Origin of the sequence: Nafulsella turpanensis ZLM-10, assembly GCF_000346615.1 — a bacterium.
GTDB classification, from domain to species: domain Bacteria; phylum Bacteroidota; class Bacteroidia; order Cytophagales; family Cyclobacteriaceae; genus Nafulsella; species Nafulsella turpanensis.
Genome location: NZ_ANNU01000005.1, coordinates 220,634 through 245,935 on the forward strand (window position 1 = coordinate 220,634; position 25,302 = coordinate 245,935).

Genomic DNA, 25,302 nt, shown 5'->3' on the forward strand with positions numbered 1-25,302 from the left:
ATCAATCCTTGAAATAACATACCACAAAAATAGTATGCCTGCACGAAGTTTTACTTTTCCTCTCCTATTTTGTTTTCGTCTGCCGAAAAATCCTTAGGGGTAGGCAGGTCTCTGAGACTATTAATTCCAAAATGCTCCTCAAATTTGCGGCTGGTGCCATACAGAATAGGACGGCCAATGCCATCGGATTTCCCTTTTATTTCTACCAGCTCTTTTTCCAGCAGCTTCTGCACGGCATAATCGCAGTTAACACCCCTTATTTGCTCAACCTCAGACTTTGTTATCGGCTGCTTATAGGCAATGATCGACAGCGTTTCCATGGCCGAAGCAGACAGCTGCTTCTTTGACTGCTGTCGTAAAAAAATGCCTATGCTCGCCTGGTACTCCGGCTTCGTCATAAACTGGTAGCCGCCCGCCAGTTGCAGGGGGTAAAACGAAAACTCGGGTGCTGCATATTTCTTCTGCAGGCCCTGTATGGCTCTTTCAATATCTGTTTCCGGCACCTCTGCATTGAACATTTCCGAAAGGGTGCTGCGGATATCGCTCAATTGTATGGGGGCAGGCGAACAGAAAATAAGGGCCTCCACATGGTTTAGTAAAAACTCCAAATGATGGTTTACTGATTTTTAGCCAGTTTTGCTTCTATAGAGTGCATGGTGTGCGGTACAGCCTTTAAGCGTTCTTTGCTAATGCGCTTACCGGTGTCGACACATATACCGTAAGTTCCGTTCTTGATACGAACCAGGGCATTTTCCAGCTGGTTGATAAACTTTTGCTGACGGGCAGCCAACTGCGTCAGGCTTTCCTTCTCAGCCGTATCGGCGCCATCTTCCAGCATTTTAACCGGACTTCCGCTATCGCCCATGGTATACTCGCTGGTCTTTGTCAGCGTTTCTTTAATATACTTCAGCTCATTGCGCGCTTTGTCTAGTTTCTCGTTAATCAGCTCTTCAAATTCTTTCAACTCCTCGTCGGAGTACCTTACATTTTCTTCCTGAGACATATCCCGTTGCGTTTACCTTATTAAAACTTTTTCGAAAATATTAAACCTAACTGTAAAAAATTGATTAAAATTAACCTAATAATTCCTATTACAAAAATTTTGATTTAGTTAATTCATCTTTCCAAAACCGTTTCCCCTCTTTCAATAATATAGATCTGTTTATAAAAAATACAAAATTTTTACTTTTATGATGAAGAAATTATTACTCCTTTTATTCTTTTTTTCTGCACTTGGTGCCACTGCGCAACAAAAGATTGGCCTGGTAATTCATGGCGGAGCCGGTACCATCAAAAAAGAAAATATGACCCCTGAGCAGGATAAAGAGTACCGGCAAAAACTGCAGGAAGCTCTTACCGCCGGTTATGCGGTGCTCGATGAAGGGGGCACCAGTCTTGAAGCGGTTACCACCGCCGTTCAGATTCTGGAAACTTCTCCTCTCTTTAATGCCGGCCGTGGTGCTGTTTTTACTCACGACGGTAAAAATGAGCTCGATGCCGCCATTATGGATGGCAATACTGGTTTAGCGGGGGCTGTGGCAGCGGTATCGCATATTAAAAGCCCTATTTTAGCGGCACAGGCCGTTATGCTCCACTCTCCTCATGTGATGCTGGTAGGCGAGGGTGCTGAGCAATTTGCCCGTGAACAGGGGCTGGAAATGGTAGAGCCTGAATATTTCTTTGACCAGCGCCGTTTTGAACAGCTGAAGCGCGTTCAGGAGCGGGAGAAAGAGCAGGGCAGCCTCTATTCTCCGAATCAGCCCGGAAGCTATCAGGGAAAGGATTTTCACTTCGAGGATTACAAATTCGGAACCGTGGGCTGTGTGGCGGTGGATGAATATGGCAATGTTGCCGCCGGCACCTCTACGGGCGGCATGACGAACAAACGCTATGGCCGTGTTGGCGATGTGCCCATTATTGGCGCCGGCACCTATGCCGATAACGAAACCTGTGCCGTTTCGGCAACCGGCCATGGAGAGTATTTTATTCGCAATGTGGTAGCCTATGACATTGCCGCACTGATGAAGTACGAAGACCTGAGCCTTGAAGAGGCCGCCGAAAAAGTGGTAATGGAAAAACTGGTGGAAAAAGGAGGCAGTGGGGGCGTCATTGCCATAGACCGAGAAGGCAATATTGCCATGCCATTCAATTCGGAAGGCATGTTCCGTGGGTACATGAAAGAGGACGGCGAACCCCATGTATTTATCTACAAAGGGGAGTAAGCCTTTTTAGGATAGTTATTAAACAACAAAGCCGGCAGGGAAGCCGGCTTTGTTGTTTACTTAAAAGTCGAGTTTTAAGTTCATGAGCTTGATTCGCTCCTTCAGCGATTCCATATCAATGCTGATACGGTACTTCATTTCGATGTAGCGACGAATTACCTCTAATTTTTTCCCCTTGCGAATGTGGTCAATAATGGAGCTGTTTATTACGCAGTTCATAAGTGTGTATTTTGATTTTCTTCCCCTAAAACGCTATCAAACAAGTGCTTTGCTTCTAATATACAAAAACTTGTTTAAAAATATTACATGGACAGGGAAAAAAAAGTTCACCTCAACTCATTGCCAACCACAATTGTTTGCTGAAATTTTTCTTTATAACCTTCCGCATTGAATACCTGCAATACCAGAATGTAATAACCAGTAGGTACTATAGCCTCTTCCTGGCTGGAGCCATCCCAGGTAAAAAAGCCTTCGCTCCCAATCAACTCGTTATGCGCCAGCACTTTAACTTCCCGGCCATGGCTGTCGTATACCCTCAGTGTCGCCATCAGCCCCTGCCGTTCCGCGACAAAGCGAATAACGGCATAATCGGCCAGCCCGTCTCCTTCCGGCAAAATCAGCCCTGGCTCTACTACCATGGCAGCAGAAATGGGCGCCCCATTATAATGCTGTGAGTTTTCCTGCCCCGGCGTTCCGTAACCAACTGTACCGGCCGCCGATGTCCAGTTCGCCGGGTCGGGAGCAGGCGCCTGCAGGCTTATTCGCTCCAGCGATACGCCTTTGGTTTCCTGCACAAATGGAGAATGAAGGTTTTCGCTATATCCAAAAAGCTCCACTATTTCTCCCTCTGCATTAATAAGTGCCAGCGTATCTCCTTCATTACGGAGCGTTGGAAGCGCCTCCACCTCCAGCAGGTACTCCGGTGGCAATTGCGGAAAGGCCGATAATACGGCCTGCGCATCGCGGGTAAAGACCAGAAAACCATTGGGAGAAAGAATTAAATCATTCCTGCTCAAAACAGCGGTTGACCTGATGCCACCATCAAATGTGGCCAGCTGCCAGTTTTTCAGGTTAATGTATTGAGAAGAAGCATTGGCTATCTCTACCCACTCTTCGCTGCTGGCAACAGGGTCGAACATCACCTCATTAAGCACCACATCGCCCGCCTCCGCAGCTTTTGGGTACACTACTTCAGCAGAAGCCTCTGTTACTAAATTCCCGCTACAATCGGTAAAATTATTTATTACCAGGGTGTAGCTCTCCCCGGCGGTTAATGGTTCCTGCAGTTGCAGAAGGATCACGCCTGGCTCCATCACTTCCACAGACTGGAAGGGAATAGATGGATTCAGCAGAAAGTTTTCTGGGGAAAGCCGGGCAGTATCTACTGCTTCACTAAAAAGAATTTTCAGGTGAAGCGAATCAATGGCATATACCATCAGCAATTCAGGTCCCCGAAGGTCGGGCATGGCTTCTTGGACGGAATTAGGCGCTGCAGGTGTACCTCCGGCCGTTGCAGTGGCCGCCGTCCAGTTTTCGGCTCCGCGACAGGGAGCTCCCAGGTCCATGCGCTCCAGTGACCAGCCTCCTGCTGCTTTCTGGCCATCGCCATACCAGCTATTAGTATAGGCAACACGGTCAAGGACTTTTCCTTCAGGGCTGAGCAGGCTCAAAACATCTTCATCGTTATTGAGGCCTGGCCAGGAAGACAGGCCCAGTACAGGGCCGTAAGGCTCCAGCTGACCGGCCTCCTTAGCAGGAGCCAGCACTACAAAAGCGCCCGGCTCAAGGGAATAAGCAGGTAAACGTGTTTTTTTTCCTTCATCGGCAAAGAGCACCCCTTCCAGGTTAATCGTTTGACCGGTGGCATTATAAACCTCCACCCATTCCACATTGGGCAGCAGGGTATTTTCCTTAGGGGCGGCATGAATTTCACTGATAAGAAGGTCGTAAGTCTGCAACTCCTTACTTTCGGTGTAGGTGAATGTAGCCTGCTGCCCGGCGGCAATATTCCCTTCCTTATCCTGCACCGCCCCCAGCTCCACTGTATAAGATTGTCCTGTTTGCAATGGGCTTGTGTTTAAAACAACCTGTCGCGGATCTGCATTAATGATAGTGGCTGACTTCGCCTCCACTCCTGGTTCAATCGTATAGTTTGTTGGCTTTTCCGCACTGGCAGGCGCTAAGGCACGGTTAAAGGTCAGTATTACTTCCTGCTGAGCGGTAGCCTCTGCAGAAAGGAGTCGAAATTCGACCGGCTCCTCTGTTACCGTAACATCGTCCATTAAAAAGCGGGCAACCGTCCCTTCGCCGCTGGCACCACGGCTAACCCGAAACCGGACTACTGCCTCGGGCTGCCCTAATATTTCTTCTGGCAGGCTCAGCTGGTACTCCTGATAAGCTGTATTTGCATTAGGAAAAGAACCGACCTCCTGTACACCCGTAAACGTCTGGCCGCCATCGGCCGAAAAATCTACTGTTAACACTGCCGGTCGGCTGCCGCTGCCATTTTGCCCGCTGCGGGCCCGGAAAGAGAGTTCTCCTGCCTCGAGAGAGGAGGCATCGAGTGCCAGCCTAACCTCTCCGGTAAACGAGCTGGTGGGTAATATCCCTAAGGCGGCTTCGCCACTGCTGGCTTCGGCAGCCCCGGCCTGGTAAATGCGGCTGCTGCCATCACTTACTTCATTCCCCCACCAGCCGGGCAGAAATTCGACCTGCTCACCAGCTTGAAAAGAACTTTCGAAACTTTGTTGGTAGGGAAAGCTGTTTACCTGTGCGGACACCTGAAGAAAAATACCGAAGAGGAAGAATAGCAGCAGGCTTGGAATCTTCATGTAAAATTGTATTAATTTGTACATCTTTAGAAATAGCCGCAGATGTTGAAATGTTTGGCGACAGCACTAAATCTTCAGGCAGTTTCCGGTAGTTAAATAGATGTTGTTAAGCTGGTGAGTAGTTCCGGAAGATCTGCCATCATCCGGCCAAAGAAAAAATTGTATAGCAGATGAAATTAGCCGTAGTAGGAGCCACCGGACTGGTAGGCAGCGAAATATTAAAAGTATTACAGGAAAGAGCGTTTAAATACGACGAACTCCTGCTGGTAGCCTCTGAGCGTTCAGCCGGGAAAGAAATTGCCTATAACGGAAAGAACTATACCGTTATTGGTATGGAAGAAGCCATTTCGCGAAAACCAGATGTGGCAATATTCTCTGCCGGTGGCAATACTTCACTCGAATGGGCCCCTCGCTTTGCCGAGGCAGGCGCAATTGTTATCGATAACTCCTCGGCCTGGCGGATGAACCCTAAGAACAAGCTCGTGGTCCCTGAAATTAACGGTGACCAGCTGCGCATCGATGACCGCATTATCGCCAACCCTAACTGCTCCACCATACAAATGGTAATGGCCCTGGCCCCTCTGCATGCAAAATATAAGGTAAAGCGCATTGTGGTATCTACCTACCAGTCAGTTACCGGCACCGGAAAGGCCGCTGTTGACCAGTTGATGGCCGAACGGGCCGGCAAGGAAGTAACCGATGGGCCTTACCCGTACCGCATCGACCTGAATGTGCTGCCGCAAATTGATGTCTTCATGGACAACGGCTACACCAAGGAAGAAATGAAGATGGTAAACGAAACCAAAAAAATCTTTGGTGATGAAGATATCCGCGTAACCGCTACAGCCGTGCGCATTCCGGTAATGGGCGGGCACTCCGAATCGGTAAATGTGGAGTTTGCCGATGAGTATGAAATGGACGAGGTACGGCGCCTGCTCCAGGCTGCCCCGGGCGTGATACTGGTCGATGACCCTGCCAATAAAAAGTACCCTATGCCTAAAGATGCACACGGCAAAGACGAAGTACTGGTAGGCCGCCTCCGCCGCGACGAAACGCAGCCCAAAACCCTCAATATGTGGATTGTGGCCGACAATCTCCGTAAAGGAGCTGCTACCAATGCCGTACAGATTGCCGAATACCTGGCCGAACATAATCTTATCTATTGATTCCGGAAGCACTTTTACAGCCGCAGGTGCGGCAATGGATACAAGAGCACGAAAATGAGGAGCCTGCACAGCTGATGTTGCAGGCTCATCGCTTTCCGGCTATTCCTGTGCGGGAGGCGGTGGCGCAGATTCAGGCCCGGCAAAAGGTAAAGCACAAGCTGCCTGCCTGGTATGCAAATGAGAAAATCCTCTATCCTCCCACCCTTTCCGTAGAGCAGGCCTCCTCCGAAGAAACCGGCCTCTACAAAGCTGCTCTGCTCCAGGGAAAAACGATTGCTGACCTTACCGGCGGTATGGGGGTCGATACCTGGTACCTGAGCCGGCATTTTGAAAAAGCTTTTTATGTAGAGCAGCAGGAAAACCTTTGTGCCTTTGCCATCCATAATTTCAAAGCGATGGATGTTACTCATGTTCATGTTGTTCATGATGAGGCGGAAAACTTTCTCCGGCAGGCGCCCGCTCTTGACGCCACCTACCTCGACCCTGCCAGAAGAGGCGAAGGCAACCAGAAGCTTTATAAACTCGCCGACTGCCAGCCGGATGTTACCCAACTCCTGCCACTCCTTTTTCAGAAAGCAAGTACCATACTGCTTAAGGCGGCTCCCATGCTCGATATTCAGCAGGGGCTTAGCGAGCTCTGTGCCGTAAAAGAAGTGCATGTGGTAGCGGTAAAGAATGAAGTAAAGGAACTCCTCTTTCTAATGGAAAAAGGTTTTATCGACCCTCCCCTCCTTAAAACGGTGAACCTCAGCCCGGAGGGGGAACAATCCTTTCAGTTCTACATTACCGAAGAACAGCAGGCGCAGGCATTTTTTTCAGAACCGCAGGCCTACCTCTACGAGCCCCATGCCGCCCTAATGAAAGCCGGTGCTTTTAAATTAGTTGGAGAACGCTACCGTCTGAAAAAGCTCCATCCCAACAGCCATTTGTATACCTCCCTGGTACTGGCAGAAAATTTTCCCGGCCGAAGCTTTAAAATTCTCTTTGCCGGTAAAACCGATAAAAAGGTGCTCAGGCAGTTCTTCCCGGCAGGAAAAGCCCTCATCAGCAGCCGCAACCACCCGATGAGTGTGCAGCAGCTGACAAAAAAGCTGGGACTGAAAGAAGGTGGCGACCGCTATCTCTTCGCTACCACTTTTGCCAGTGGAAAGCCGGGGATAATTATTGCGGAGCGGGTGGGGTAAAGTAAAGTGTAGGGTGGGTTCACAGCCTTCCTATGGTTGTAAGGCCGGGGCACTTGGAAGTTTAGGCTGCTTTGTCATTCCCGCAGGGAATCTGTTGGAGCATGAGCTAAAGTGGAAAGCTCAAGAGAGAGCAGAAAAGCATCACCGATTCCTCCAATAGACCTAGTGGTGGAGGAACCTTTATCAGATGTCCTTCTGACATGACAAAACACGCTGTTCTTTCAGCAGCCAGATTATTATCTCCAGATAATAAGCCTTTGTTTTCCATATCCCAAAATTTCCAACCTTCCAGCCAAACCTGTTGCATTTTATTTGATTACATGTGTATGATAAAGATTGAAGCCTTACAGGTTGCGGAACAAATAAACCTAAAACAGCTAAAAGCCTCCTTTGCCATAAGGCAGCATAGCGGGGGCAGCTCTGAACAGTTTTATGTGCTGGAAAATGATATGTACCTCTATGTGCTCAACTATGGCGTGGTCGTATTTGGCAACTATAATATAATAAATATCAGAAGGAAGAATTCCTGGAATACCTCCGGCAGTTCAGCACCAGCTGGATTGCCAGCCCCTTTCAGGAAGAGTATACTGTTTCTATAGATAAGCAAACACTAAAGCCAACGGTTACTTCTTCTTCCCTCTTACTACCGGAGCATTATAATGAAGTGCTGGCTATCCGACTGGCCATGCTGAATACCGGCCAGTCCGTGGCGCTCGATTATTATCAGCAGCTTACTTACCAGGCCCTCAACGAAACCCACAAGTATACAGAACAAATGGAGAAGCAGGGAAAGGTAAATGCCAGCAAGCGAAACCTGCTGCGCTTTATCGGTCGCTCCATGAACATCAAGAACAGCGTAGTCGATAACCTGTATATCCTCGACGACCCGGGTATTGTGTGGGACGATCCTGAACTGGACCGCATCAATAAAGGCTTAAAAGACACTTTCGACATACAGCTCCGCTTCCGCGACCTCGACTTTAAGCTCCGTATTATTCAGGATAACCTCAAGCTCTTTACCGACCTGCTGCAGCACCGCGAAAGTGCACGTCTGGAGTGGATTATCATTATCCTTATCCTGATTGAGGTCGTAAACATGTTCTGGCGGGAGGTACTGTAGTTTTGGCTGAAGATGCTTTTAGCAGCACATACTGAGCTTACTTTTTTATAAAATTCCATCAACAGGCACGAAAAGCTACGAATGCAATGCGGTTGCACTGTATTTTCCTTATATTTGCCCTGCATGAAGTTCCTGTGCTACCTGTTAAGTCTTTGCCTCCTAAGCTTCTCGACAATCCCTTGTCTTGATGTGGCTACTCTTTTGCCGGAGCAGGCAAAGGAACAACTTACCGCAGGCGAACAGCAACAGGACCCCTGCGAACATGAACAGAGTGAAGATGACTGCTCTGCCTCCTGCCAGTGCTGCCATTTCCACAGCATCCTGCTTACTGCAGAGGTTACCCCTTATATCGTTCAGCAAACAAAGGCCGGCAATGAAAAGCTGGTTTCCTTACTCTTTTCCAAGAATCACTTCTCCATCTGGCATCCGCCCAAGGCTTAATTTCCTTTCTTAGCATTCCTGCGTTCGTTCGCCAACGTATGCTCCTGCACAATTATGATGCAGACGAGCAGAATGGCGCTATTCATTTACCTCGTTAAACTTTCGTTGAATGTTTGATAGAATCATCAGTTTTTCCATCAAAAACAAGCTGATCATCGGGCTCTTTGTGCTGGCCCTGATTGCATGGGGCAGCTATTCTATGAGCAGAATACCGCTCGATGCGGTGCCCGATATTACCAATAACCAGGTGCAGGTCATTACCCAGGCACCTGAACTGGCTACCCAGGAGGTAGAGCAGTTTATTACCTATCCGCTGGAAGTATCCATGTCCTTTATTCCGGATGTGGAGGAAATCCGCTCCATTTCCCGCTTTGGTCTCTCCGTTATCACCATCGTATTTGAAGAAGAGGTAGACCCTTACCTTGCCCGGCAACTGGTGAGTGAGCATATAAAAGTGGCCGAAGAAAATATACCCGAAGGCTTCGGCACGCCCGGCTTGGCCCCTATGGTAACAGGCCTCAGCGAAATTTACCAGTATACCCTGGTGGAGGAAGAGGGCTACGATACGGTGTATACTCCCATGGAGCTGCGCAGCATACAGGACTGGATTGTAAAGCGGCAGCTGGCCGGTGTACCGGGTGTGGCCGAGGTGAGCAGCCTTGGCGGCTTTTTAAAACAGTACGAAGTGGCCATCGACCCCGAAAAGCTCCGCGCCTACAACCTTAGCCTGAGTGAGGTATATGAGGCCATTGAAGAGAACAACCAGAACACCGGCGGCTCCTACATCGAAAAGGCCAACACCACCTATTTTATAAGAGGTGAAGGAATGGTGGGCTCACTTGAAGAAATAGAAAAAATACTGGTAAAAAATGTGGAAGGCACTCCCATACTGGTGGGCGATATTGCCACCGTTCGCTTTGGCCATGCACCCCGCTTTGGTGCTCTTACCCGCAATGGCGAAGGCGAAACCGTTGGCGGACTGGTGCTGATGCTGAAGGGAGAAAACTCTTACCAGGTAACCCAGGCAGTAAAGGAGCGGATTGAGCAAATCCAGAAGAGTCTGCCTGAGGGCATCCATATAGATGCTTTCCTGGACCGCTCTCTGCTCATCGACCGCGCCATCGATACGGTTACGGTTAATCTTATTGAGGGCGGCCTAATTGTAGTATTTGTACTGGTATTGCTGCTCGGTAACTGGCGGGCCGGCTTAGTAGTGGCCTCGGTTATTCCGCTCTCTATGCTGTTTGCGCTGGGCATGATGAATGTGTTTGGTGTATCGGCCAACCTGATGAGCCTTGGGGCGATAGACTTCGGCCTGATTGTCGATGGAGCCGTAATTATTGTGGAAGCCATTGTGCACCGGATATACGGCACCTTTAACGGGCAGCGCCTCACTCAGCAGCAGATGGATCAGCAGGTAGGTGCCGCCTCCAAAAATATCCGGAAGTCAGCAGCCTTTGGCGAAATCATCATCCTCATCGTCTACCTCCCTATTCTGGCGCTGGTGGGCATCGAGGGAAAAATGTTCCGCCCCATGGCGCAAACCGTTAGCTTTGCCATTTTAGGCGCATTTATCCTTTCGCTCACCTATGTGCCCATGATGACGGCCCTGGTGCTGAAAAAGAAGATAGAAGTTAAAAGAAACCTGTCCGATAAAATCATGGACTTTTTCCACCGCCTCTACGAGCCGGTCATCCGCTTTAGTATGAAGGCTAAGAAGACGGTGATACTGGCTGCGGTACTGCTATTTGTCGGCAGCCTCTTCCTTTTCTCCCGCCTTGGCGGAGAGTTTATTCCTCAGCTGGACGAAGGCGATATTGCCGCCCACCAGATACTGCCTACCGGAACCTCTCTCAAGCAAATGGTGGCCGTGTCGGAAAAGCTGCAGGTGGCGCTCATGAAGGAGTTTCCGGAAGTAAAGGAGGTGGTGGCTAAAATAGGCACCTCCGAAATTCCTACCGACCCTATGCCTATCGAACTGGGCGACCTCATTATTGTGATGGAGGATAAGGAAGAGTGGGTAAGCGCCGACAGCCGGGAAGAAATGTTCGAGAAGATGGAAGCGGTTATTAATACCGTTCCGGGCGTAGGTACGGAATTTACCCAGCCCATCCAGATGCGCTTCAACGAACTCATTACCGGTGTGCGGCAGGATATTGCCGTAAAAATTTATGGCGAAGACCTGGACGTTCTCTTCGAGAAAGGCAATGAAGCCAATGAAATCATTAGCCAGGTAGAGGGTGTCGGCGGAACCGTGGTGGAACAGCTTACCGGCCTTCCGCAAATCCAGATTAACTATAATCGTAATAAAATGGCCCAGTATGGACTTTCCGTCGAAAAGATAAATACCGCCATTAATACTGCGTTTGCCGGAGGTACCGCAGGCGTAGTATTTGAAGGAGAAAGGCGCTTCGACCTGGTGGTCCGCTTCCAGCCGGAGTTCCGGCAGGATATTGAAAATATTCAGAATATGTATATCTCCCTGCCCTCTGGTGGTCAGGTGCCGATAAGAGAGGTCGCCAATATACGCTTTGTAGAAGCACCGGCCCAGATATCGCGCGACGACGCCAAACGACGCATTGTGGTTGGAGTCAATACCCGGAACCGTGATACCGAAAGCGTGGTGGAAGATATCCGGGAGGTGTTAGATGAGCAGCTCGACCTGCCGCCAGGCTACTATATTACCTATGGCGGGCAATTCGAGAACCTGGTGGAGGCACGTGAGCGTCTTTCTTTTGCCGTTCCGGCTGCCCTGCTCTTAATTCTGGTACTGCTCTTCTTTACCTTCGGCTCCATGAAGCAGGCCTTCCTCATCTTTACCGCTGTGCCTTTATCGGCCATTGGTGGTGTGCTGGCCCTGTGGCTGCGCGATATGCCCTTCAGTATTTCAGCAGGCGTAGGCTTTATTGCCCTGTTTGGTGTTGCGGTGCTAAATGGCATCGTGCTTATTTCAGAATTTAACCGGCTCAAAAAAGATGGCGTAACAGATATAAAGGAACGTATAATGCAGGGAACGCATATTCGTTTACGGCCCGTAATTATGACGGCCTCTGTGGCCTCCTTAGGCTTTTTACCGATGGCACTTTCCACCTCTGCCGGTGCAGAAGTACAGCAGCCACTCGCAACAGTGGTAATTGGCGGCTTAATTACGGCTACCCTGCTTACGCTGGTGGTACTGCCGGTTTTGTATTATTACATAGAAAAAGGGATGAAGGTAAAACCACAGGCAGCCATGCTGTTGATGGTGGTTACACTTTCTTTCGTAGCCTTACAACCTGCCGCTGCTCAGGAACAGGCCCCTCAGCAAAATGAAAAGCCTCTGCTCCTCACCCTTGAACAGGCCATTGCCCTGGCGCTGGAAAATAATCCGGCTTTAGAGCAGGCCACTTTACAGGTAGAGCAGCAGGAAGTGCTAAAGAAAACAGCCTTCGACTTCGGCCGAACCAGTATTTACCATCAGCGGGAGGAAACAAATGGCTCCGACATTTACGGTATAGCCTCCTACGGTATTCAGCAGGATTTTGAGTTTCCCCTCACCTATGCAAGAGAATACCAGTACCGCAATGAACAGCTGGAGCAGAGTGTCCTGTACAGAGCGGTATCGGCTAATGAATTAATTGCCGCCGTAAGCCGGGCTTATAACGAGTGGTTACTGGCAGAAAGTATGCTGGCCCTGGTGCAGCAGCAGGACAGCATCTACCGTAATTTTGAAGCGGCCGCCAATCTTCGCTTCGAAACGGGTGCCACCGGCAAACTTGAACTGCTCTCTGCCAGAAGCCAGGCCCGAAAAGTGGGGCTTCTGCTACAGCAGGCTTTAGCCGATTATAAAGCAGCCACCCTACAGCTGAAGAGCTGGCTGGGAACAGAAGCCGAAATTGCATCTGAAGCAGCCGGTTTATACAAATTTTCCGACCTGCCGCTTTCTGATCCTTCGCTCCTCCAGCAAAACCCTCTGCTGAGCTATTATGCACAGGGCCAAGAAGTGGCCGAAGCGGCCTTTAAGGCAGAGCGTTCGCAGTTTTGGCCCGGTTTTAGCCTTGGCTATAGCGAGCAGACAGTCAATGAGCTGGAGGGCTTTTACCTGTACCGTGTCGGTCTTAATATTCCTTTACTATTCTTCGCGCAGCATGGCAGAACGCAGGCTGCCCGTATTCAGCAATCTATTGCCCAAAAAGAGTTGGAGGAACAGAAGCTTGCCCTTGAACGGCAATGGGCAGCGGCCATGGCTGCTTACCAGAAAGCAGCTGCTTCCTTAAAATTTTATGAGGAAGAAGGCCTGCAGCTGGCCGAAGAACAGATACGCGCTGCCACCTTTGGCTATAAAAGCGGTGAGGTCGATTATCTTGCTTTTATCCAAAACCTCAGCCAGGCCGTTGCTATCCGGGTAGACTACCTGAATAGTCTGCAGCAGTTTAACCTGGCCCTTATCGATCTGAACCTGCTTTCAGGTGAGCTTGTTCAAAAAAATAACCTATCCATCCCATCAGAAAAATAGCTATATGAAATCCGCAATAAAAAACTGTTTCTTATTATTCGGCATCGCCTTTCTCCTGTTCCAATGTAACTCCCCGGAGGCAGAAGGAGAACATGGACACGAAGAAGCCGCCCATGGAGGCCACGAGGAAGAAGGCGGCCATGCAGAAGGTGAAAATGCCGAGGTTGTTGAGCTAAGCGATGTACAACTGGCAGCTATCGATGTAGCCTATGGCAATCTGGAGAATCTTAATATTTCCGGCTTCGTAAAAGCAAATGGTACCCTGGACCTCCCGCCGCAAAATATAGCAGCGGTATCTGCCCCCCTCGATGGCTTTGTAAAAAAGGCGAACTATCTGGTAGGTGACTATGTAGAAAAAGGTACCGTTCTGGCCGTGCTGGAGCACCTTAATTATGTAAAACTGCAGGAAGAGTACCTGAGCATCCTTAGCCAGCTGGACTACCTGAAGTCTGATTACGAACGCCAGCAGCAGCTCGATTCGGCAGAGATTAGCTCAAAAAAAGCTTTTCAGGCGGCAACCGCAGCCTATAAAAATGCCCAGGTTCGTAAGCAGGCGCTTGAAAAACAATTACAGTATCTGGGCCTTTCGCCTGAACATGTCGCACAGGGAAATATCTCCAGCACAATTGCCATACGGGCCCCTTTTAGCGGCTACATTACGGAGCTAAATGTTCATAATGGAGAATTTGCCCGCTCTGAGCAGGAATTATACGAGCTGGTAGACCCTGAACACATGCACCTGGAGCTGAATGTTTTTGAGCAGGATGTTCCTAAAGTGGAAATTGGGCAGCCTATTCGCTTTACCGTGCCCAGCACAGGGGGAGAAATATATGAAGGCGAAGTTTTTCTTGTAGGAAAATCCTTCGAGCCGGAAACCAAAACGGTTAAAGTCCACGGTCATATAGAGGGAGAACACCAGGACTTTATTCAGGGACTGTATGTGGAAGCAAAAATCTTTACAGGCGACCAGCAGGTGCGGGCACTTCCCGAAGAAGCCATTGTGGAGGAAGATGGAAAGTCTTTTATCTTTATCCGGAGTACTGAGGCGGCCCATGAGGAGCATCATGATGAACACGAAGGCGAAGAGGTACAGGCAACCACCGGAGCGCATGAGGCGGAAGAAGAACACGGCACCTCTTTCAGGCGAGTGCAGGTGGTAACGGGCGAGAAAAACCAGGGTTTTGTGGAAATAAAGGAGATACCTGAGCTACCCGCCGGTACGGAAATTGTTACCGCCGGTGCCTATTATTTATTTTCAGAAATGAAAAAAGGAGAAGGCGGGCACCACCATTAATTTTTTGTTGTTGGTGAATCGTTGTTAGGAATCGGAGAAGTAAATATTATAGCTGTTAATAGCTTTCTAAAGCTCTGATTGCTCAGGAGAGCAGGAGAAAAGTTTATCCCCACGCTATCCTGCTAACGAACAACTATCAACCAGCAATTAACAACCAAAGCTATGAATGAGGCACTTGAACATAAGCTCAAAATCCGGCAGGTGCGGCCTACGGCCATGCGCCTGCTGGTACTGGAAGCCCTCGAAAAGCAGGCGTCCGCAGTAAGCCTGCAGGACCTTGAATCTGCTTTTGAGAAAGCCGACCGGATTACCCTTTACAGAACGCTTAAAACTTTTCAGGAAAAGGGGCTGGTCCATCGTATAGAGGATGGCACCGGGGCTACTAAATATGCCCTCTGCGAAGTGGGGTGTGAATGTGCACCAGAAGACCTGCATGTTCATTTCCATTGCAATAACTGCCAGCAAACCTTTTGCCTGCCTAAAATTGGGATTCCTGCTTTCCAGCTTCCGAATAACTTTAGCCTGCAGGAAATTAACCTGATGGCAAAAGGTATCTGCGCAGCCTGCCGATAAGAATGCAATACCATTGCAGTCCTGCTGTCGCTACCTTTGTATCAAAGAAGAATTACCATGGAGAATCATAGAGAAAATAATAGCAGAGACATAGCGGTGGAAACTCCGGAGCCGACTATTAAAGTTGGGAAAAGGCAGACGGAGCAGGAATTCGTGGCAGACGATGGCTGCGGCTGCTGTACACCTCCGCCACCAAAGAAAAACAATTCGGCAGGTGCAAAAAAAGAGAAGAAAGACTCTTATGTTCTTACTGTACTTAGCCTTCTTCTCCTGCTCGGCGGTATCGTGCTGGACTGGCAGGACGTCAGCTGGTTCGAGGGATATATACGCCTGGCTGTTTTTGGCCTCGCCTATGTGCTGGTAGGCTGGAAAGTAATCTGGTATGCCGGCAGAAGTATTGCGCGAGGCGATGTGTTCAGCGAGTTTTTCCTGATGACCATTGCCACCTTCGGTGCCTTTTACCTGGGCGAATTTGCCGAAGGGGTGGCCGTTATGCTGTTTTACGTGATTGGAGAGCATTTTCAGGAATCGGCTGTCGCCCGCTCGCGCCGCTCTATCAAAGAGCTTATCGATAACCGGCCGGAAGAGGTACAGCTAATCCGGAACGGACAGGCCATCACAGTAAACCCACGGGATGTAAAAGTAGGAGAAGTTATACGAATAAGGGCTGGCGAAAAGGTGGCCCTTGACGGTACCCTCCTCAGCGAAGAGGCGTCTTTTAACACGGCCGCCCTTACCGGGGAATCGCGGCCCGACCGGAAAACTAAAGGAGAAAAAGTACTGGCAGGCATGATTAACCTCGATAAGGTGGCTGAGCTGCGGGTAACATCCCTCTTTGAAGACAGCACCCTTTCCGGTATCTTAAAACTGGTGGAGCAGGCGGCAGGACGTAAGGCTAAAACACAGCAGTTCATCAGCAAATTTGCCAAGGTATATACCCCTATCATCGTTTTCCTGGCCCTGTCACTCACCTTCCTGCCTTACTTTTTTGTGGAGAATTACGTATTCAACGAATGGCTGTATAGGGCTCTGGTATTCCTTGTTATTTCATGCCCATGTGCCCTGGTAGTTTCCATTCCGCTCGGGTACTTTGGTGGTATTGGAGCCGCTTCCCGCAATGGCATTCTTTTTAAGGGAGCCAGCTTTCTGGACAGCATGGCCGGCATCGATACGGTGGTTATGGATAAAACCGGCACGCTTACCGAGGGAGTCTTTCAGGTACAGGAGGTACAGCCAAACAGAATAAGTGAAGCGCAACTGCTGAGGGTGGCAGCCGCCCTTGAAAGTCACTCCAGCCACCCTGTTGCAAAAGCAGTAGTGGCCTATGCCGGAAATATATATGCAGGGGATGAAGTAAAAGAAGTCGAAGAAATCGCAGGCCACGGTCTAAAGGGGAAAGTGAATGGAAAAGAGGTGCTGGTAGGAAATGCCAAACTGCTGCAAAAATTTAACATCTCCTATGATAGCAGCCTCGACAGCAAAGAAGAAGGTCTGCTGCTGGTGGCCATTGACAAGGTATATGCCGGCTACCTGAGCATTGCCGATAAAGTAAAAGAAGATGCCGCCGCTGCCATTGAGCAGCTACACCAATTGGGTGTGAAAACTACCGTTATGCTGTCGGGCGATAAAGATTCCATTGTACAGAAAGTGGCCCGTGAGCTGAAAATAGACAAAGCTTATGGAGGACTGCTGCCACAGGATAAAGTGAGCCATTTTGAAGCTCTTCAGCAGGATGGAAAGAAAATAGCCTTTGTGGGAGATGGAATTAATGATGCACCGGTGATTGCCCTGGCCGATGTAGGTATTGCCATGGGCGGCCTTGGTTCCGATGCCGCCATTGAAACCGCCGATGTAGTGATACAAACCGATCAGCCCGCTAAAATTGCTACAGCCATTCGTCTGGGTAAAAAAACCAAACAAATCGTTTGGCAGAACATTGCCCTGGCCTTTGGTGTAAAAATACTGGTGCTTTCCTTAGGCGCCTTTGGTATCGCCTCGCTTTGGGAAGCGGTATTCGCCGATGTTGGCGTGGCGCTTCTGGCCATCCTCAATGCCATCAGAATTCAGCGGATGAAATTTTAAGTTAACTGCCTTCATTTACAGCCCGTGCACAGGTACGGGCTCTTTTATTTCCATTACTGTTCCTGTAGTGGAAAAATGATGGGGTAAACCGGCGCATACATCCTCTGGCTGGTGCACTTCTTCTCCTTCCGGAGATATCTTCATAGAGCTTTTACCCCTTACAGGATTAAAAATCTCAGGAACCCCCTCTACCTTATTCCGTTACATACTTAAATACTTTTTTAACTTAAACATTCATTCCATGAACGCAGCAAATATTTTCGGCGGACTGGCCGGTGCAATTGCACTTACCACCGTGCATGAAACAGTCAGGCAATTTTTACCACAGGCCCCTCGGGTCGATTTAGTTGGAGTGCGGGCCGTCAGAGAACTTCTGAATAAAACCAACTTACCCATTCCGGGCCTGAGTACGCAGCGGCAACTTGCCCTGGGCGGCGATTTAGTTTCGAATGCTACTTATTACTCTATGGCAGGCACCAGCTACACCAGGGGAATACTTTTAGGTATTGCCGCAGGGGTTGGCGGTGTTCTTTTACCTGGCCCCATGGGCTTAGGCGAAGCACCTACGAACCGCAGCACAACCACCCAGCTCCTGACAGTAGGATATTATACACTCGGCGGACTGGTGGCAACAGCCGTAACCCGTGCGCTGAGAAATGAAGATGAGGATGAGGATTAGGATTAGTAAAGCCTGGTTCCTTTCGTTATAAGCCAAAGTATACCTGCAACCGTCATAATGCTGCCATAGTACTTAATTACGCGCAGGCGGTTCTGGTATTCGAGCCACCAAAGCACTACCCATGGCCGCCAGAGGCCCAGGAGCAGGAGAAAAAGGCTTATCCAGAATATTCCTTTTGCTAAAAGATATACGACTTGCATAAGAATACATTAAAAAAGCGCTGCCAAATAAATAGCAGCGCTTTTGTTTTTATGTCTATTGATGTGTTTACGCTAAAGTACGCTTTACTTCCTGTGTTGTAAAGCCTTCGATAACATCGCCTACTTTAATATCATTAAAGTTCTTGATACTGATACCGCATTCGTAACCCTGCTTCACTTCCTGAACATCGTCCTTAAAGCGTTTCAGCTGGTCGATATCGCCGGTGTATACCACGATACCATCGCGAATCAGGCGGATGCTGTTGTTTCGTTTTACAAAACCTTCTGTTACATAACAACCGGCTACGGTACCTACCTTCGAAATCTTAAATACCTCACGTACTTCTACATTACCGGTAATCACTTCCTCTACCGTCGGCGCCAACATACCTTCCATCGCATCTTTCAGCTCGTTAATGGCATCGTAGATGATAGAGTACAGGCGGATTTCAATCTCTTCCTGCTCAGCCAGCTTACGGGCACTACCCGATGGGCGAACCTGGAAACCAATTACAATCGCATCGGATGCAGAAGCTAACAGGATATCAGATTCAGAAATCTGACCTACTGCTTTGTGGATGATGTTCACCTGGACTTCTTCAGTAGATAGCTTCAATAGTGAGTCAGAAAGTGCTTCCACAGAACCGTCCACGTCACCTTTCACAATCACGTTCAGCTCCTTAAATGAACCAATGGCCAGTCGACGACCAATTTCATCGAGTGTAATGTGCTTCTTGGTACGCATGCTCTGCTCACGCTGAATCTGCTCGCGCTTGTTCGCCACTTCACGGGCTTCACGGTCGCTGTCCATTACGTTAAACTTATCGCCTGCCTGTGGTGCACCACTCAGACCAAGCATTTGCACCGGCGTAGAAGGTCCGGCTTCTTTAATACGGTTGCCCCTATGGTCAAACATGGCTTTTACCTTACCAAAATGCTGACCTGCCAGAAGAATATCGCCAATTCGTAAAGTACCTGCCTGCACAAGAATGGTGGTTACATACCCACGGCCTTTATCAAGCGTGGCTTCAATAACAGTACCAACGGCTTTCTTATCAGGATTGGCCTTAAGCTCCAGAATCTCCGCTTCGAGCAATACTTTCTCCAGCAGGTCGTCGATACCCTGTCCTGTTTTGGCAGATATTTCCTGGCACTGGTATTTACCACCCCAGTCTTCCACCAGAATATTAATGTTCGCCAGTTCTTCCCTTATTCTTTCAGGATTGGCTGCAGGCTTATCTATCTTGTTGATGGCAATTACAATTGGTACGCCTGCCACCTGTGCGTGGTTGATGGCTTCTTTTGTTTGAGGCATCACGTTATCATCGGCTGCTACCACGATAATTACCACGTCGGTAACCTTAGCACCCCTTGCACGCATGGCCGTAAAGGCTTCGTGACCCGGTGTATCGAGGAAGGCAACCCGCTTCCCACTTTCGGTTGTTACATCGTAGGCACCAATGTGCTGGGTAATACCCCCAGCCTCACCGGCTGCTACTTTTGCATCGCGAATGTAGTCGAGCAAGGATGTTTTACCGTGGTCGACGTGACCCATAATAGTAACGATAGGGGCACGGTCAACCAAATCTTCCGGAGCATCTTCTTCAACCTCTACCTCCTGCTCATCGTCTTCAGAAGTAAACTCCACATTATAGCCAAACTCATCGGCGATAACGGTAATAGCTTCGGCATCGAGTCGCTGGTTAATGGAAACGAACATGCCCAAACTCATACAGGTTGAGATAATTTCGTTTACCGACACATTCATGAGCGATGCCAGGTCGTTGGCCGAAATAAATTCGGTTACCTTCAGGATTTTTGCATCCTCCTCGGCCTGTAGCTGGCGTTCGTGCTCAGCCTCGGCTGCGGCGTTTCGCTTACCCTTACGGTATTTAGAACGGCTTGCACCTTTTCCGCCTTTAGATCCGCCACCACTCAGTTTAGCGAGGGTTTCCTTAATCTGCTCCTGAATTTGCTTATCGGTAAGCTCTTCTTTTGGCTGGCGAGAACCTGCAGGACGTCTGCTATCTGTTCTTTTACCTCCAGCAGCGGCTCCTCCTCCACCAGTGTTTCTCTGGTTATTGGCTGGCGTAATTGGCCTGTTGGCACCAGTATTGGCACCGGCTTCTCCAGGTTTGCCCAGACGCTTGCGGGGGCGTTTTTTCTTTTTCTTGTCCTTATCGTCAGAGGAAGCCACCGGCTTCGCTTTTTTCTTTGAACGTTCCGCTGGAAGTTCAATTTTACCAAGTACTGTAAGCCCTTTGAGCGATTCCGCTCTGGCAGATATTACCTGGTCTTTTTCCTGAGGTTGGTCTTCTTTTACTATGGCAGATTTATCTTTTGGTGTATCGGCAGCTGGTTGTTCGCCTTTTGCTTCCGGACTTTCACCTTTTGCTGGCTTTTCGTCCGCGGCTTCTTTATTTCCTTGGTCTTTATTTTCCGGCGTAGATTTTTCAGCGGCAGGTTTCTGTTCTACGGCAGGTTTTTCAACAGGGGCAGCTGGCTTTTCGGCTTTAGGCTCCTGTGGCTTTTCAGCTTTCGGCTTTTCTGTTTCTTCCTTAGCCTTTTCAACATACTGCTCTTCAGCAGGCTGTGTTTTTTCTTTGGCTTCAGGCTTAATGGTAACATTTTTTGCCTCTTCAGTCTTAGGCTTTTCTGCCGGAGCTTCCTCCACCTTAGGGGCCTCCGCTTTTACCTCCGGTGCAGGTTTTTCAGCCTCCGGCTTTTCTGCTTTAGGAGCTTCTTTTTTGCCGGTAGCTTTTGGTTTTCCTGCAGCATCGAGGTCTATTTTGCCTACTACTTTAAAGCCTGGCAACTGAGGCTTGCTTACAGAATCCTCCTCCTTTTTATCGGCAGGGGTTTCTTTTGGTGCAGCCGGCTTTTCAGGCTCTGTTTTTACTGCATTGCTTTTAATAAATATTTCCTCTTCTTCATCTGCTGCCTTTGAACGTGGCTGCTCTTCATCAGAATCTATCACCACATTCTGGCCGCCTTTTCTGCCAATGGTGAGGCTGGAGGCTTCTTCCTTATCCATCGCCGAAGCAGCGAACTCCTTGGCCAGCATCTGGTACTGGTCGCCGCTTATTTTGGCGTTCGGATTGTTCTCAACCTCATGCCCTTTGTTGGACAGAAAATCGACAATGGTATCTTTACCAATGTTCAGTTTTCTGGCCGCCTGGCTTAGCCTCATCATTTTTTCTTCTGCCATACGATTTTCTCTGCCTTTATTTAATTTATTCTCTGCCTATTCAATTCTTGGGCCCCGCTTTATGGTAAAACCATCCGTTCCTGCTGAGCCCTCCGTGGAGAGAACAGCTAGAACGTGCGAAGGCGCTTATTCTTCAAACTCCTGGCTCAGGATCTGGTAGATCTCATCGATCGTTTCTTCTTCCAGATCGGTACGACGGGCAAGATCTTCCTTTGTGAGGGACAGAACACTCTTAGCAGTATCCAGGCCAACACGTCTCAGCTCCTTAATTACCCAGTCTTCTATTTCATCGGAAAACTCAACCAGCGCCACGTCTTCCTCGTCAATGCTTTCCACATCGCGGAATACATCTATTTCGAGTCCAACCAGCTTAGAGGCCAGTTTAATATTTTGTCCGCCACGGCCAATAGCCAGCGATACCTGATCAGGCTTCAGGAATACAGATACCCTTCCGGATTCTGCATCTATCCGCATGCTTGTGATTTTTGCAGGGCTTAATGCGCGTGCAATATACAGTTCTTTATTCTCTGTATAATTAATCACATCAATATTTTCGTTCTGCAACTCCCGCACAATGCTGTGAATACGGGAGCCTTTCATTCCCACACAGGCGCCTACAGGGTCGATACGGTCGTCGTACGACTCTACCGCTACCTTTGCCCGCTCACCAGGTTCACGCACTACCTTTTTCATGGTAATGAGGCCGTCGTATATTTCGGGCACTTCTGCTTCGAACAGGCGCTCCAGGAATACCGGAGAGGTACGCGAAAGAATGATTTTTGGCGTACCATTTACCATTTCCACACGGTGGATAATAGCCTTTACCGATTCTCCTTTGCGGAAGCGGTCTTTCGGAATCTGCTCGCCTTTTGGCAGGCTTAGTTCATTTCCTTCCGGATCTATCAGTAGCACCTCGCGACCAAGCGTCTGGTATACCTCCGCATTAATCATTTCGCCAACCTGGCCAATATAGTTCTGGAACAGGATGTCCTTCTCCAGGTCTTTTACTTTTTGAATGAGCGTTTGCCGTGCAGTCATTACGGCCCGGCGACCAAAATCTTCGAGTTTTACCTCTTCGGCCACTTCTTCGCCTATTTCAAAATCGGGCTCAATTTTACGGGCATCCGACAGGCTTATTTTATCGTGGTCCCAAATATCTTCTGAATTATCATCGACGATTTCACGGAAGCGCCAAATCTCCAGGTCGCCCTTATCGGCATTAATGATAATGTCGAAGTTGTCATCCGTCTCATACTTCTTTCGGATCATGGTTCTGAACACATCTTCCAGAATCCGGATCATCGTCGGACGATCTATATTTTTTCTTTTTGCAAACTCAGCAAAATTTTCGATTAAGGTTCCGCTGCTCATCTCCGTTATTTAAATGATACTAGTACAATCATATTTTTTATATCATCGTGGTTTATCTGTATTTCCTGCGTGGTGGTTTTCTTGCCTTCTTTCCGTTCCTCATCGAGGCGGATGGCTTCTTCTGTTACCTCCAGCAGCTTGCCGGTTTTTTCGCTACCGTCCTTAAGTGCCACTTTTACCTTACGACCCAGGTGCTTAGGGTACTGCCGCTTAAACTTTAGCGGAAATTCCACGCCCGGCGAAGAAACCTCCAGCCGGTAAGCCTCCTCCATGATGTCCTTCTCCTCCAGATCTGCCGAAAGTTTACGGCTTATTTCGGCACATTTATCGATGTTTACGCCTTCGTCTCCATCGATTAGCACCAGTATCTTATTCTTCTTCGTCGAGCCGGATACTACTACCTCTACCAGAAAGAGATCCGGCTGAGAGGCCAGGTAACTCTGCACCAAATCTTCGATATACTTTTTAACATCCATCCGGCACTCGTTTTCATTAAAGAAAAGAGGGGACATCGAACGTGTCCCCCCTTTAGAAACTTTATTTTAGCGGCAAATTTAATTGAATATTCAGATTAAAGCAAACAATTTAATTGTTTAGCGATAAGAATTATTTCATGCTGCCGTTAATTTTAGTTAGCAATCGGGAGATGGACAGTAAATTCCTCTTAATCAGGCGGTCTGTCCTGTTAATTTCATAGTTCTAACACTTATTTTATAGAAATTAGTTTCCAGAACAGGGACTTTCCCTTATCCAGGGGTAGTTTTATAAGCAGGAACAGAAAATAATATCCGTTTTAGCTGCTATTTTTTACGAATGCATGGCACATTCTTTTAAATTTGCGTCCATGATACCTCCATTACGTGTTTATAATACCCTTACAAGGGAAAAAGAAGTTTTTGAACCCCTTAACGCGCCTTTTGTAGGCATGTATGTATGTGGCCCTACTGTTTACAATGATGTACACCTGGGCAATGTCCGTACTTTTTTAAGCTTCGATGTAATGTACCGCTACCTGCAGCACCAGGGCTACAAGGTGCGCTATGTGCGAAATATAACGGACGTAGGCCACCTGCTGGACGAAAGCGGAGAAGGGGAAGATAAAATATCGAGAGCTGCCCGCCTGGAACAACTCGAGCCAATGGAGGTCGTACAGCGCTATACTAACCGCTTCCATGAAGTACTGTCGCTCTTCAACTTTTTACCCCCGAGCATAGAACCTACCGCCACCGGCCATATACTGGAGCAGATAAAGTTAACAAAGGCGCTTATTGAAAAGGGACTGGCCTACGAAGTGGATGGCTCGGTTTATTTTGACGTAAACAAATACAACCAGGACCACACCTATGGTAAACTCAGTGGCCGGAATGTGGAAGAGCTGATTGCCGGACAGCGGGAACTGGAGGGGCAGGCCGAAAAGCGGAACAGCATTGACTTTGCCCTCTGGAAAAAGGCATCGCCCGAACATATTATGCGCTGGGATTCTCCCTGGGGCCCTGGTTTTCCGGGCTGGCACCTGGAGTGTACTGTCATGAGCACGAAATACCTTGGTGAGCGCTTCGATATACATGGTGGTGGTATGGACCTTAAATTCCCGCACCACGATTGCGAAATTGCCCAATCGGTAGGGGGCTATGGGCAGGAGCCGGCTAAATACTGGCTGCACACGAATATGGTAACCATTAACGGGCAAAAGATGAGCAAAAGCCTGGGCAACAGCATTCTGCCTTCCGAGCTTATCTCAGGCAAGCACCCGCTGCTCGACCAGGCCTACAGCCCCATGATCATCCGCTTCTTTATGCTGCAATCGCACTACAGCAGTACGCTCGATTTTTCGAACGAAGCACTAAAGGCGGCACAAAAAGGCTACATAAAGCTCATGAACGGGTTACGGATTGCGAAAGAACTGGAATTTACAGGCGATAGCGATAGTAAGGTAAACGAAAAGGCTCAAAAGCAGGTAGAAGGGCTGTGCGATAACTGCTACCGGGCCATGAACGACGACTTTAATACTGCCCAAACCATTGCGCACCTTTTTAACCTGCTCAAGAAAATCAACTCCATCCAAACCGGCGCCTTATCTCCTGCCGAATTAGGAGAAGAAACCTTTGGACGGATGCTGAAGACCTTTTTATCCTTTACCGAAGAGGTGCTGGGCCTGAAGGAAGAGAACAGGGTACAACCGGAGGCCCTGATTGGAGCCCTGCTGGATATTTATAAGGAAGCCAAAACGAGCAAAGACTACGATAAGGTGGACCAGATACGCAGCAGCCTCCGAAACAGCGGCATTGTGGTAAAAGACATGAAGGATGGGATTGACTGGGCATATGAGGAGTAAGATGGTGGCTGGTGATGTAATGAAGTTGGCAGTTGCCATAGCCAACGAAATGAGGCTATTGCCCGCCATTAGCTTTTACCCACTCTCCTGATTCTGTAGCC

The 25,302-nt window shown here is 48.7% G+C and carries 21 protein-coding genes; 12 read left to right on the forward strand and 9 right to left on the reverse strand.

Features of this window, described 5'->3' with window-relative positions:
* Nucleotides 1–50: 50 nt before the first annotated feature.
* Together scpB and F752_RS0102635 are read right to left on the reverse strand one after the other, a co-directional pair.
* The gene (gene scpB, locus F752_RS0102630) at nt 51–608 is read right to left on the reverse strand and encodes an SMC-Scp complex subunit ScpB (RefSeq protein ID WP_017730175.1); all 558 of its coding nucleotides are present in this window, start codon (nt 606–608) and stop codon (nt 51–53) included.
* Nucleotides 609–616: 8 nt separating this feature from the next.
* A complete protein-coding gene (locus tag F752_RS0102635) occupies nt 617–1,003 on the reverse strand; it encodes a TraR/DksA family transcriptional regulator (protein WP_017730176.1) in 387 nt (128 codons plus the stop codon).
* 190 nt (nt 1,004–1,193) lie between these two features.
* On the opposite strand from F752_RS0102635, the gene F752_RS0102640 reads away from it, so the two are divergent.
* Complete coding sequence (locus F752_RS0102640) at nt 1,194–2,222, forward strand: isoaspartyl peptidase/L-asparaginase family protein (protein WP_040664047.1); 1,029 nt, start codon at nt 1,194–1,196, stop codon at nt 2,220–2,222.
* A gap of 60 nt (nt 2,223–2,282) precedes the next feature.
* Here the strand turns inward: F752_RS0102640 and F752_RS26420 are convergent, their stop codons facing one another.
* Nucleotides 2,283–2,441 (reverse strand): hypothetical protein, encoded by a 159-nt coding sequence (locus tag F752_RS26420; protein WP_017730178.1) that lies wholly within the window; start codon nt 2,439–2,441, stop codon nt 2,283–2,285.
* A gap of 107 nt (nt 2,442–2,548) precedes the next feature.
* On the reverse strand, nt 2,549–5,053 hold the full coding sequence (locus F752_RS0102650) for a lamin tail domain-containing protein (protein WP_017730179.1): 2,505 nt from the start codon (nt 5,051–5,053) through the stop codon (nt 2,549–2,551).
* 170 nt (nt 5,054–5,223) lie between these two features.
* On the opposite strand from F752_RS0102650, the gene F752_RS0102655 reads away from it, so the two are divergent.
* The 9 genes from F752_RS0102655 (at nt 5,224) to F752_RS0102700 (ending at nt 17,408) form a co-directional block, all read left to right on the forward strand.
* The gene (locus tag F752_RS0102655; protein ID WP_017730180.1) at nt 5,224–6,219 is read left to right on the forward strand and encodes an aspartate-semialdehyde dehydrogenase; all 996 of its coding nucleotides are present in this window, start codon (nt 5,224–5,226) and stop codon (nt 6,217–6,219) included.
* Nucleotides 6,216–7,403: a THUMP-like domain-containing protein gene (locus F752_RS0102660; RefSeq protein ID WP_017730181.1), complete on the forward strand. Its 1,188-nt coding sequence runs from the start codon at nt 6,216–6,218 to the stop codon at nt 7,401–7,403. Before F752_RS0102655 ends, F752_RS0102660 begins: the two co-directional genes overlap by 4 nt.
* Nucleotides 7,404–7,729: 326 nt before the next feature.
* A complete protein-coding gene (locus tag F752_RS0102670) occupies nt 7,730–8,002 on the forward strand; it encodes an RMD1 family protein (RefSeq protein WP_017730183.1) in 273 nt (90 codons plus the stop codon).
* The gene (locus F752_RS0102675) at nt 7,963–8,523 is read left to right on the forward strand and encodes an RMD1 family protein (protein ID WP_236613969.1); all 561 of its coding nucleotides are present in this window, start codon (nt 7,963–7,965) and stop codon (nt 8,521–8,523) included. The genes F752_RS0102670 and F752_RS0102675 overlap by 40 nt, the downstream gene beginning before the upstream one ends.
* A gap of 123 nt (nt 8,524–8,646) precedes the next feature.
* A complete protein-coding gene (locus F752_RS0102680) occupies nt 8,647–8,964 on the forward strand; it encodes a hypothetical protein (RefSeq protein WP_152425001.1) in 318 nt (105 codons plus the stop codon).
* A 109-nt stretch (nt 8,965–9,073) separates the two neighbouring features.
* Complete coding sequence (locus F752_RS0102685; RefSeq protein ID WP_017730186.1) at nt 9,074–13,459, forward strand: CusA/CzcA family heavy metal efflux RND transporter; 4,386 nt, start codon at nt 9,074–9,076, stop codon at nt 13,457–13,459.
* Nucleotides 13,460–13,463: 4 nt separating this feature from the next.
* Complete coding sequence (locus F752_RS0102690; protein WP_017730187.1) at nt 13,464–14,753, forward strand: efflux RND transporter periplasmic adaptor subunit; 1,290 nt, start codon at nt 13,464–13,466, stop codon at nt 14,751–14,753.
* A 162-nt stretch (nt 14,754–14,915) separates the two neighbouring features.
* Nucleotides 14,916–15,326, forward strand: a complete 411-nt coding sequence (locus F752_RS0102695) for a Fur family transcriptional regulator (protein ID WP_017730188.1) — start codon at nt 14,916–14,918, stop codon at nt 15,324–15,326.
* Nucleotides 15,327–15,383: 57 nt separating this feature from the next.
* Nucleotides 15,384–17,408, forward strand: coding sequence for a heavy metal translocating P-type ATPase (locus tag F752_RS0102700; protein WP_017730189.1), 2,025 nt, complete (start codon nt 15,384–15,386; stop codon nt 17,406–17,408).
* Between the two features lie 15 nt (nt 17,409–17,423).
* Here the strand turns inward: F752_RS0102700 and F752_RS26795 are convergent, their stop codons facing one another.
* Nucleotides 17,424–17,552 (reverse strand): hypothetical protein, encoded by a 129-nt coding sequence (locus F752_RS26795; RefSeq protein WP_017730190.1) that lies wholly within the window; start codon nt 17,550–17,552, stop codon nt 17,424–17,426.
* 97 nt (nt 17,553–17,649) lie between these two features.
* On the opposite strand from F752_RS26795, the gene F752_RS0102710 reads away from it, so the two are divergent.
* Nucleotides 17,650–18,087: a hypothetical protein gene (locus F752_RS0102710; protein WP_017730191.1), complete on the forward strand. Its 438-nt coding sequence runs from the start codon at nt 17,650–17,652 to the stop codon at nt 18,085–18,087.
* Nucleotides 18,088–18,089: 2 nt separating this feature from the next.
* Here F752_RS0102710 and F752_RS0102715 read toward each other — a convergent pair whose 3' ends face one another.
* From F752_RS0102715 to F752_RS0102730, 4 genes are all read right to left on the reverse strand, one after another.
* The gene (locus F752_RS0102715; protein ID WP_017730192.1) at nt 18,090–18,287 is read right to left on the reverse strand and encodes a hypothetical protein; all 198 of its coding nucleotides are present in this window, start codon (nt 18,285–18,287) and stop codon (nt 18,090–18,092) included.
* A 67-nt stretch (nt 18,288–18,354) separates the two neighbouring features.
* Entirely contained in the window at nt 18,355–21,495 is a 3,141-nt protein-coding gene (gene infB / locus F752_RS0102720) for a translation initiation factor IF-2 (RefSeq protein WP_017730193.1), read from the reverse strand.
* 126 nt (nt 21,496–21,621) lie between these two features.
* Nucleotides 21,622–22,866: a transcription termination factor NusA gene (gene nusA, locus F752_RS0102725; RefSeq protein WP_017730194.1), complete on the reverse strand. Its 1,245-nt coding sequence runs from the start codon at nt 22,864–22,866 to the stop codon at nt 21,622–21,624.
* A gap of 5 nt (nt 22,867–22,871) precedes the next feature.
* On the reverse strand, nt 22,872–23,378 hold the full coding sequence (locus F752_RS0102730) for a ribosome maturation factor RimP (RefSeq protein WP_017730195.1): 507 nt from the start codon (nt 23,376–23,378) through the stop codon (nt 22,872–22,874).
* Nucleotides 23,379–23,710: 332 nt separating this feature from the next.
* Between F752_RS0102730 and cysS the strand changes: the two genes are divergently transcribed.
* Nucleotides 23,711–25,201 (forward strand): cysteine--tRNA ligase, encoded by a 1,491-nt coding sequence (gene cysS / locus F752_RS0102735; RefSeq protein ID WP_017730196.1) that lies wholly within the window; start codon nt 23,711–23,713, stop codon nt 25,199–25,201.
* Nucleotides 25,202–25,302: the final 101 nt, after the last annotated feature.